Below are 10,805 nucleotides of genomic sequence, written 5' to 3' on the forward strand. Positions count from 1 at the left end.
GGGATCCTAGGCATGTCGCAAGGGGAATAGATAATCCTCGTGTGAGGAAGGCTCGATAGTTGCAGCACAGAAAGCTGAAAACGGGGCCGACGCAGAGCGTAGCCGGGCCAATTCTGCGATCGTACTTGCGTAACCGCTCTCATGATCCGCGTCGCCCGTCTCGAGCTTGGCGAAGAACCGCTTCGCATCCTTCTTGAGCTTCTCGATGCGATCCCGAAGCTCAAGCCGGGCCTTGACGAAGTCCGAATGATTGATGCTGTATAGCTCGATCGACTTCGCCGCCTTGCGGTGCTTGTAGTCTTGATCTGCTGAGAAACGAGGCATGGCTTCGCCGTCTTCCTTGAAGGTGATAAGGTCCGGCTCGTGCGCGACACAGGGGTCGATGAGCAGTGGCTTCTCGGCACTGTAATCCACATTCTCAACATAGGCGCGATCGACCTCGTGCTGGATTGGGAAGTGATCGGCTTTACCTCCCGTCCGACCTGCCTCGACGTCTTGGCGACGGCGGTTCGCGACGATGCAGCTAAAGCGATAGTTGGACGGATCGTAGGCGAGCCACCAATAGCCAGGGTGAGGAGGCTCAGCTGCTATCAGCTCGGCCACGCGGCCCTTCGGTCGATAATGGTCAACGTCGACATCCGTGCCGGCCTGAAGTGCTTCGGTGTACCAGCACTTGCCTTGGGAAAGCTTGCGCAGTTCGAGCTTCAACTCGGCCCAAATCCGATTGTTAGCGTCACCAAGGATCTTCTGTCGCGTCGCGATATCCGCGGCGTCCGTTAGCTGCTGCAAGAGGCTCGCGGCCCTGTCCTTCCAGTCCGGTGGATAGGCGATTTTGGCCGGATCATATTCAATGCGCCGCATCCGGGGCCTCCATGTCGCCCCGCTCAATTAGGTCACGGATGATTCGAGCCGCGATTTCTCGCCGGCGTTTGTGGACCTCGGGATTTTCGCGCGGGGAGTGGCGCTCGTGCTCGGCCTCGATCTCGCTGCGTATCTGTAGATATTGCTGATAGTCTCCGTCCCAATGACGGGAGGAAAAGCCTAGGAGCGCGAGCTCTTGATCAAGCTCGCGCAGTCGCACCTTATCCGGCTCGTCCAGTTCGGCCTTCTCTGCAAGAGCGCGGCGTTGGCGGATCAAGTCTTCAGTCGGGGCGTCTAAAGTAGTGTACAGTCCGAACATGTCGCTCGTCAGGATGCCGGCGTAACCCATGCCTCGTGGGCTGAACGCCGGCTCCGTCGCGTGAACCTGTCCGCCCTCGTCGCGCCACATGACCTGGATTTGCTCCTTTTCAAGTTCAGCGATGGCTAGTGGATGGTGGCTGACCATTAAGAGGTGGCTCGTCTCATGGTTTGGAACGAAGTCCCGAAGGAACCCAAGATATTTAACCGCCCAAGCTGGGTTCAGATGAGTATCGGGCTCATCCAGGAGGAACAGAGAGTCGGCACCACCGGTGAATTTGAGCAAGCCAAGTACGGTCAGTAGTTGTTGTTCGCCCTCACTGAGCTCGCGAAACGACAGTGGAGTGTCGGTAGACTCCAGCCCGACGGTTACCCGCACCTCCGAGATGATCTCGGAGAGAAGAGTGCTTTCTAACATTTTGAAGAAGACGTCCGGGGAGAGGTTGCGCGCGAAGCTTCGCAGGCTATCCAGATCGGGAAGGAAAAGATGCATAAACTCGTTCCGCACGCCCTGACCCGTCAGCGAGGTGGTTTCGGGACGCCGGACCCGCACCGGCGCCAGCGCCAGCGGATAAAGGCGATCAAGGAACTCCCTGACCACCCCGTCCGCACCCCAGAAACGCTCGCGCGGCTTTCTTACCCAATTCGGCCTTCGCATCACGAAATGGACGGAATCCAGACCAGTGATCCCAAGGTGGGTCCTTAGGAAGGCTCGTTCGCCTTGGTCCATTTCGCTGAGAAAGAAGGCGAGTAGGACAAACTGGCTATGGATCGGCTTAGCGTAGAATAGCGGCCTGATGTCCCCAGCCAAGTCGACCTGATTTCGGAGCAGGCGACGATAAAAATCCGTGCGGTGACGGCGAAAATAATCCTCAAGTCGGTCGCTCGGGCCGGAATAGTATGCGAACAGATATTTGGGCAAGAACTCCGCTCGGCCATCGCGCGCGCGATGGAGGCGGGGCTTCTTAATCGCCTTGCCCCCAGCCTCGAGTGCGCTAAGCGTCCGCGCATGGCGGGCGACATACTGATCGGCGGGCTTACGACCGGGATCGGCGTCGATGCTGACCCAGACCGTGGATTCTCCGGTCCCGAGCCGGTAGACTAGACGATAAGAGAAAGGTGGCGGATCGCCCAAATCAAGGTTGCGAAAGATCGAAACCAGCGCCTCCAAGACGTTCGACTTGCCGGAACCGTTGCGACCGACGACGACCGTCATGAGATTGGTCTGATCGAAGTCGATGAAGACGCCCTCAAGATTCTTAAACCGAGACCGGATTTCGAGGAAATCAACCTTCATCGGCCAGGCTCCATCATTGTAAAGCGTTCGCCGTCCGTCGTTGTGCGCCGGATACTTCCTTCCGCCAACGCCTTCCTGAGCTCCAAAAAGAACTGTTCGACCAGCAGCACCGAGGCGTCGTCCGGATAGCCGGCGGCGCTGAATAGCGCCTGTCCGTCAAGAGGCCGCTCGGCCTGGGCGAGGGCTTCGACTAGGGTAGTCGTCGGCATATCCTTTTTCCTCCTATCTTTCACGACGCGCGGTCGCGACAATTTTACTGCCTGCGGCTCACTTTGATTATTTTTCAGCGGGCGCGCGATCGCGGGGGGGACCTCAGATTCCGACTGTTGCGAAAGGCCTCCGGCCAAGGCAGCCGCCTCAAACGTCTCGATCAAATCCCGGGCTTCGGTTCTCAAATGGGTCAAGACGTCCGCGCAATGCCTGATTCTGGAGATCAGGCCCCTTGCGATTCTGGCAATATGCTGCTGCTCAGCGAAAGGGCGAAGCGGAAAGTCGAGCCCTGCGAACCGGCGCAGCCCGAGATGCGCCAAGTTGGTTGTAATTCTGGCAATCTCGCGGAACCGACCCAAGTGCTGATAGGCGCGGAAGACGAGCAGCGCGTATTCTGGGTCAACCAGAGGTCCCGCCCGAAACCGGATCAGCGTATTGGTGAAGCCGATTTCTCCTGGTTCGCCTCGATACATCGCAGCGCGACCGGCTAGTTCCAGGCTCTGTCCTTCATTGAGAAGGATGTCGCCTGGTAGCAGGCGATATCGCTCGAATTCCGCGTCCTCGAAATTCATCTTCATGACGTCGGTAGCGTCGATGCTGTCGTCCAGCACATTAGCGACCCGTAGATATGGTCGCATTGAGGGGCCCTGGTGCACATCCGGTGAGCGCTGGCGACCTATTTGGAGCTCACCCACGTCTTGGATGCGTGCATGACTGGTTTCGCCAGCGGCGACTAGGGGCGGAGTTGCACGGTCGTGATGCGTTCGTAGTAGGCTGCCTGTGACAACTCCGACTAGTACCTGTCGCTCGACGTAAGGGATGCGTTCGGTCAACGCCAAGAGCTCGAGTTCTACCACTGCCATACGACCTGCGGTATTGGTTAACGCCGCCACGATGCGATCCTGTTCCGAGCGAGGCGGCAACGGAATGGGTATCCCTTCCACGATGGATCGGGTCAAATGTTTGAGGCCAGCTCCACCCTTGGCCTGCTTCACTAAGACCGGTAGGTGGGCATTAATCGCGACCTTTAGAAACTGGGCGTTGGCGACATTCGGGTCGAAGATTACTTTGAAGATGTGCTGGTTCAGGACAGCTTCGCCGCCCGACCAGATGTGCGCTTGGAACGATGTCCCCGGGGTGCCAGACCAAGCAAAAAGCAAATCGCCGTCACACACTCGATGGCGTTCGTCCGTCTCACCCGCAAATCGGTTGAACGGGGCGTCAGGATTCCGTAAGTTCTGGATGCGGATAATAGGCAGACCTACATTCGACCAGTCCGATGGCCTGAATGCTCGGCCGTTGACGAGGTCGCTGAACGCACCGAGCGTTGTAAGGGCCCAATTGTCTGGCAGCTCGGTCATTAAAGCTTCTGGCGTTTGAGCTTGATGCCCTGCCCGGACGCGAGCGCCTCTATCACCTCTCCAAGCTCTCCGGATATCCAGTTCAGCGACGTCAGCATCCGGTGAAGGGCGTCGTGGACATCCTCCGGCGCGATATCCGCAGCGATATCACCGCCCGCGTCGAGCCAACCGGTCGCGACCTCATCCAGATGTTCTACGAGCTGAGCCCGCGTGAATCGTCTAAGCCTATCATCACCCACGCCATCGGGCTCGCCGCCGTCACGAACGTGTTCGAAGGCACGTTCGAACCCCTGCAAGTCATGTCGGGCCAGTGGTCGACGCTTGTTGAATCGGGGCATGCCACTTCTCAGGTCGTAGAGCCAGACTTGCTGTGTTCCCGGGCCCACGGTGTCGACGCGCTGGAAGTAGAGAACGTGCGTGCTGACGTTCTGCGCGTAGAAAATCCCAACGGGCAGTTTCAGCACCATCTGGAGGTTACAAAGCTCGGTCAGTTCCTCCCGAACCTTCCGGGCCAATCCACCTTCGAATAGGACATTGTCAGGCACCACGACGGCCGCTCGGCCATTTGGACGAAGGGCGCGGTAAATGTGCTGGAGGAACTGCAGTTGGCGGTTCGACGATGTGTGCGCTATGTCCTCGCGCGCGCTTCTCATCCCCGCAGCGCGGGTACCGAAGGGCGGATTGGCGAGCACCACGTCAGCCTTGCAGAGCTTTTCTGCGTCGGCCGTCAGAGTGTCGCCCAGATGGACGTTCGCTCGCATGCTGTGCAGGAAGGCATTCATCAGACAGAGGCGGTGGGTACCCCGTTCAATTTCCATACCTTCGTATCGGGGCGGGTCAGCCTGGTAGGCGTCATCGCCGCGCTTGTCGCGAATGAAGTGGTCGGCGCTGATCAAGAAACCACCCGTCCCAACCGACGGGTCTTGGATGAGCTCTCCCAGGTCGGGCCGCATGCAAGCAACCATGCTGTCCACAAGCGCGCGCGGCGTAAAATATTGGCCGGCACCTGAGCGGGTGTCCTCGGAGTTCTTCGCCAACAGACCCTCGTAGACCACCCCAATCGCGTCTGCGGTAAGAGAGTGCCAGTTCAAAGCGTCGATCCCGGTGATCACAGCCTTCAGATTCTCGGAATGGGAGAAGACGGTGGTCGGGAAGGTGTAGATAGAGCGGACAAGGTCAGACTTAGCCGCAGCACCTAAGTGAGTAAGGAACTCCTGGTAAAATCCTAGCAGATTGGGGCCGTCGTAGCGGACCAGTTCCGACCAGCGGTAGTCCTCTGGCAGCAGGGACTCAGCCCCGGTCTCCTCAGCCAGTTTAAGAAAAAGTAAATAGGTCAGCTCGGAGATATACTGGTTGTAGCCGACGCCATCACCCCGAAGAATATTGCAGAGCGACCACAGACGGGCGACAAACCCACGGGTAGTGTCGCTCTCGTTTCGCGGAGCTGCGACGCTTGCGTGAGAGATCTGGCGTTCAATCATGTTGTCCTAGTCCGGCGACCCAATCGGCCACTTCCTATGTTGATGGATAGCGGACCGAGAGCGGGGTGGCAATTGACCGGCGCCCGGGCGAAAATTTTGTCCAAGTGGAAGCGAAAAACCCGGCCAGAGCATGCGGGGCGGAGTAATCGCCCAACCACTTACCCCAACAAGCAAATGTTGATTTATGCAAGCCAATCAACGCAGCTCAACTCATCGGCGCGAGGCTGCATTCGCTTGCGCGCGCGAGCGAAGTTGATCAGAAGCAGGCTTCGGAGAACGACTGGTTCTTCGGACAGCCAGCCCTTTGACCTCGAAGTCGTGATCCGCCCCCCCTCACCCCCCAGCCAACCTCGGCAGCAGAAAAATCTCCGCCCCCGGCGGCAGCTTCTTGTTCCACGTATCCCGATAGATCACCCCGTCGATCGCCACGGCAATCCCGCGATCGATCCACGGCTCGAAGCCGGGGTACTGTTCAGCCAGTTTCCTGAACAGTTCCCTAATGTCCTTGGCCTCTACCTCGACCTTGCTCTTGCCGCCGGCGAGTTGGCCGAGCGCGCCCCAAAGCGTGACTTCGACCATCGCTTAAGGTGTACCGATATTCAAGTGAGGCCGGCCTGCGAACGAAGGCTTCCTGCGCTTCCGGTGCTCACGTACGAAAAGTACGCTCCGCTCCGGTTCTCGCAAGCCGTCGTTCTCGACTCGTCCTGACTTGAATCTCAACACACCTTAACCTCAGCGTTGGATATCTCAGCCTTCCCGTTCCGCCTCGATCGCCGCCAGGATGCGCGGGGGCGACATCGGGATGTGGGTCATGCGCACGCCGGCCGCGTTCGACACCGCGTTGGCGATCGCCGCCAGCGGCGGCACGATCGAGGTCTCGCCGACGCCGCGCACGCCATAGGGGTGGTTGGGGTTGGGGATTTCCAGGATCTGCGTGTCGATCATCGGCAGGTCGGAGCACACCGGGATGCGGTAGTCGAGGAAGCCGGCATTCTGCAGCCGCCCGTCCTTGCCGTAGATATACTCCTCGTTGAGCGCCCAGCCTATGCCTTGCGCGGCACCGCCCTGGTACTGGCCCTCGACATAGGTCGGGTGCACCGCCTTGCCGGCATCCTGCACCACCGTGTAGCGGATGACCCTGGTGGCGCCCGTCTCGGGGTCCACCTCGACGTCGCAGATATGAGTGGCGAAGGACACGCCGGCGCCGTCGGCGACGAGCTCGCTATGGCCGGCGATCGGCCCGCCGGTCTTGCCGGACTGGGCAGCGATCTCCTTCAGCGAGAGCGCGGCGAGGTTGCCGTATTTCTCGCCCTTGGCCAGCGCGTGGCCCTTTTCCCAGACGACGTCGTCGACCGGGACGTCCCACATCTGCGCGGCGCGCTCGCGCAGGATCCTGATCGCGTTGCGGGCGGCCGAGATCGTCGCCATGGAGGAGGAGAACGTGCCACGGCTGCCATCGGTCATGTCGTTATAACCAAGACTGGAGGTGTCGGCGACGATGGCCTTGACCTGGCTGTAGTCGATGCCGAGCTCTTCCGCCGCCACCAGCGACAGCGATGCGCGGGAGCCACCCACATCGACAGTGCCGACGGCGAGCGACACCGAACCGTCCATCCCGATGTTCAAGTCGGTGCAGGTCTGGCCGCCGAAATTGAACCAGAAGCCGCAGGCCATGCCGCGCCCCTGGTTCTCCTTGAGCGGCGCCTTCATGTGCGCATGGTGCTTGGCCGCTTCCAGCGTTGGGCCGATGCCGATCGGGCCGTAGACCGGGCCGTAGGAGGAGCGCGTGCCTTCCTGGGCGGCGTTCCTGATGCGGAACTCGACCGGGTCGATGCCGATCTCCTTGGCCAGCTCGTCGACGGCGCTTTCCACGGCAAAGGCCGCCATGGGGGCGGACGGCGCGCGATAGGCCGCGGTCTTGGGCCGGTTGACCAGCACTTCGTAGCCCACCGTCTTGACGTTATCGAGCTTGTAGCAGGCGAACGCCGTCATGGCGCCGACCTCGGCCCAGCTGCCGGCATAGGGGCCGCTGGTGTAGCGCAGCGTCGCTTCCGCCGCGGTGATGGTGCCATCCTTGCGGGCGCCGATCTTGACGTCGATCGAGGTGGCGCTGGTCGGGCCCGAGGCGCGGAACACCTCGTCGCGCGTCATCACCAGCTTCACCGGCCGTCCGGCCTTGCGCGACAAAGCCAGCGCCACCGGCTCGGCCCAGACATGGGTCTTGCCGCCGAAGCCGCCGCCGATCTCCGACGAGGTGACGCGCAGCTTCGAGGCTTCCATGCCGAGCAGCTGCGCGCAGTGCTGGCGGTAGACGAAGTGCCCCTGCGTGCAGACCCACAGGTCCGCGGTGCCGTCGGAGCTGACGCTCGCCACGCAGGCATGGGGCTCGATATAGCCCTGGTGCGTCTGTTCGGTCTTGAACGAGCGCTCGACGATGAAGTCGGCGTGCCCGAAACCCTCATGCACGTCGCCATGGCCGAACTGGCTGCGCTTGGTGACGTTGGACGGCTTGACCGACTTCTCCTCCAGCCCCTCGGTGAAGATCGTGTCGTTGATCAGCGGCGCGTGATGCGCCATCGCCTCGTCGACATCGGTGACATGCGGCAGCGGCTCGTAGTCGACCTCGATCAGCTTCAGCGCCTGCCTTGCCGTGCGGGCATCGACAGCGGCGACCGCGGCCACCGCATGGCCGTCATAGAGCGCCTTGGTGCGCGCCATGCAATTGTCGAGGATATCGTACATGGCGGCATCGCCATCGGTGAGATCGGGCAGGTCGGCGGCGGTGATCACCGCCTTCACGCCGTTCAGCTTCTCGGCCTTGGAGGTGTCGATCTTGCGGATTTTGGCATGCGCGTGCGGGCTGCGCAGGATGCGCCCGACCAGCTGGCCGGCCATGTTGAAGTCGGCGCCGTAGCGGGCGCGGCCCGTCACCTTGTCGACGCCGTCGGGGCGGATGGGGCGCGTGCCGACGGATTTGAAACTGCGCCCCGAATAACGCGGATCGAAATTCATTGTCAGGCTCCCTTCATCACGCTGGCCGCGTCCTGTACGGCGCGCACGATCTTGTCATAGCCGGTGCAGCGGCAGAGATTGCCGGCCAGGCCGAAGCGGATTTCCTCCTCGGTCGGGTCGGGGTTCTTGGCGAGCAGGTCCTTGGCCGCGATCAGGAAGCCCGGCGTGCAGATGCCGCATTGCAGCGCCGCGTGCTCGAGGAACTTCTGCTGCAAGGGATGCAGCTGATCGCCATGCGCCATGCCCTCGACAGTATCGATGCGCCGGCCCTCGGCTTCAGCGCCCAGCACCAGGCACGAGCACACCAGCCGATTGTCGAGGATGACGCTGCAGGCGCCGCAATCGCCGGTGCCGCAGCCTTCCTTGGCGCCGGTCAGGCCGAGCCGGTCGCGCAGCACGTCCAGCAGCGTCTCGTCGGGCTGGCAGAGATATTCGATGGCATCGCCGTTGATGGTCGTTGAAACTGCTATGCCAGCCATCATTTGCCTCCTGCACGCATATAGGCCGAAGTGGCGGCCCGTTTGGCCAGCACGCCCGCAACCTTCCGTCTGAATTCGATCGTGCCCCTCTTGTCGTCGATGGGGCGGCAGGCGCCGGAGCAGACCTTGGCCAGCCGCTCGAGTGCCGCTTCGTCGAGCTTCCTGCCGACAAGGGCCTCTGCGGCCTCTTCGACCAGCAGCACGGTGGGTGCGGCGGCGCCGATCGCCACGCGGGCTGATTTGACGACGCCGTGCTCGTCGATCGTCAGGTTCACGCCGGCGCTGACCACGGCGATGTCCATCTCCGTGCGCGGAATGAACCGCAGATACGCATCGCCCGAATGCGGCGCGCGCTTGTCGAGCAGGATCGCCTCGATGATCTCGCCCTTGGCGAGCGAGGTCTTGCCCGGCCCGACCGGCACGGCTTCGACCGCGATCGTGCGCCTGCCTCCGGGTCCGGCAATGACCGCCCGGGCGCCGGCCGCGACGAGCGCCGGAACGCTGTCGGCCGCCGGCGAGGCGTTGCACAGATTGCCCGTCATGGTGCAGCGTCCCTGCACCTGCTTCGAGCCGATCAGCTTCGCCGCTTCGACGACGCCGGGCCATGCCTTCTTCAGCACGGCGCTCTCGCCGAGCACGGCGCAGGGAACCGCGGCGCCGATGCTGAAGCCGTCGGCCGTTTCGCGGATATCGCTCAGGCCGGCGATCCCCTTGATGTCGACGATCAGCTCGGGCTCGATGAAGCCGCCCTTCATCCTCACCAGAAGGTCGCTGCCGCCGGCGAGAATGGCCGCCGGCCCCGCCGCTCCGGCCAATTGGCCAACGGCATCTTCGATTGAAAGCGGACGTATGTAACGCATCGTCTCCCCTTGATTGTCGCGATCTCGCCGACCGTTATAAACTGTCTCCTCACAATGACCATCCGCTTCGTCATTCGCGACGATGGGCCACACGCCGCAAAATGCAGTCCCAAATCCACCTGAACCGGCGTAAGTCCAGGGCTGCGCCAATTGGACATGCCCCGGACGGGGCCCTAAAAAATTCGGGCGCCTGTGTCGGATTGGCAAGGCGCGGCTCGTCCTTGGGGCGTCGAACAGCAATGATGAAAGGAAAGAATATGCCCGGCACCGTACGTCTGCACCGTGTTCTGACCACCAGCCCGGAAAAGGTCTATCGCGCCTTTGTCGAGGCCGATGCGCTGACGAAATGGCTGCCGCCGAACGGCTTCACCTGCACGGTCGATCATCTCGAGGCAAAGGTCGGCGGCACGTTCAAGATGGCCTTCCGCAACTTCACCGCCGGCGGCAGCCATTCCTTCGGCGGCGAGTATCTCGAACTCGTTCCCGGCGAGCGCCTGCGCTACACCGACAGGTTCGACGATCCCAACCTGCCCGGCGAGATGCAGGTCACGGTGATCCTGAAGAAAGTCTCGGTCGGCACCGAGATCGACATCACCCAGGCCGGCATTCCGGACGTCATCCCGGTCGAGGCCTGCTATCTCGGCTGGCAGGAATCGCTCCGGAACCTGGCAAAGCTCGTCGAGCCCGAGATCAATCAATAGAGCAATGAGTGCAGCGCTGTCGACGATGACATTCTCATCGGCGGCGCCAACGGCTGCGGGCGGTGACAAACAGGGGCCTTGACCGCATCATCTTGCGCGTGAAATCTCTCCGGCCAAAGGGCAGTGCAATCGCATACGGCAGCGCCGGCCCCTCTCCGTCCGCTGCGCGGCCACCTCTCCCCCACTTTGTGGGGGCGAGGAACCAAGCCTCCCAAAGCCGCGACT

General features: G+C 61.7%; 9 protein-coding genes. 1 reads left to right on the forward strand and 8 read right to left on the reverse strand.

What is annotated here, in order from left to right; translation table 11 throughout:
- Positions 1-6 precede the first annotated feature (6 nt).
- The 8 genes from FJ930_RS29125 to FJ930_RS29160 form a co-directional block, all read right to left on the reverse strand.
- On the reverse strand, positions 7-861 hold the full coding sequence (locus FJ930_RS29125; protein ID WP_141841067.1) for a hypothetical protein: 855 nt from the start codon (positions 859-861) through the stop codon (positions 7-9).
- Positions 848-2,476, reverse strand: coding sequence for an AAA family ATPase (locus FJ930_RS29130; protein ID WP_141841068.1), 1,629 nt, complete (start codon positions 2,474-2,476; stop codon positions 848-850). The genes FJ930_RS29125 and FJ930_RS29130 overlap by 14 nt, the downstream gene beginning before the upstream one ends.
- A complete protein-coding gene (locus FJ930_RS29135) occupies positions 2,473-4,047 on the reverse strand; it encodes a restriction endonuclease subunit S (protein ID WP_141841069.1) in 1,575 nt (524 codons plus the stop codon). Before FJ930_RS29135 ends, FJ930_RS29130 begins: the two co-directional genes overlap by 4 nt.
- Entirely contained in the window at positions 4,047-5,528 is a 1,482-nt protein-coding gene (locus FJ930_RS29140) for an N-6 DNA methylase (protein WP_141841070.1), read from the reverse strand. The genes FJ930_RS29135 and FJ930_RS29140 overlap by 1 nt, the downstream gene beginning before the upstream one ends.
- A gap of 333 nt (positions 5,529-5,861) precedes the next feature.
- Positions 5,862-6,107, reverse strand: a complete 246-nt coding sequence (locus tag FJ930_RS29145) for a MoaD/ThiS family protein (RefSeq protein WP_140767424.1) — start codon at positions 6,105-6,107, stop codon at positions 5,862-5,864.
- A gap of 168 nt (positions 6,108-6,275) precedes the next feature.
- The gene (locus FJ930_RS29150) at positions 6,276-8,540 is read right to left on the reverse strand and encodes a xanthine dehydrogenase family protein molybdopterin-binding subunit (protein ID WP_141841071.1); all 2,265 of its coding nucleotides are present in this window, start codon (positions 8,538-8,540) and stop codon (positions 6,276-6,278) included.
- A 2-nt stretch (positions 8,541-8,542) separates the two neighbouring features.
- Positions 8,543-9,019, reverse strand: a complete 477-nt coding sequence (locus FJ930_RS29155) for a (2Fe-2S)-binding protein (RefSeq protein WP_141841072.1) — start codon at positions 9,017-9,019, stop codon at positions 8,543-8,545.
- On the reverse strand, positions 9,019-9,879 hold the full coding sequence (locus tag FJ930_RS29160) for a xanthine dehydrogenase family protein subunit M (protein WP_141841073.1): 861 nt from the start codon (positions 9,877-9,879) through the stop codon (positions 9,019-9,021). Before FJ930_RS29160 ends, FJ930_RS29155 begins: the two co-directional genes overlap by 1 nt.
- 257 nt (positions 9,880-10,136) lie before the next feature.
- On the opposite strand from FJ930_RS29160, the gene FJ930_RS29165 reads away from it, so the two are divergent.
- Positions 10,137-10,580, forward strand: coding sequence for an SRPBCC family protein (locus tag FJ930_RS29165; protein WP_141841074.1), 444 nt, complete (start codon positions 10,137-10,139; stop codon positions 10,578-10,580).
- The last annotated feature ends 225 nt before the right edge of the window (positions 10,581-10,805 follow it).

Origin of the sequence: Mesorhizobium sp. B2-4-15, assembly GCF_006658505.1 — a bacterium.
In the GTDB taxonomy this organism is placed as follows: Bacteria; Pseudomonadota; Alphaproteobacteria; order Rhizobiales; family Rhizobiaceae; genus Mesorhizobium.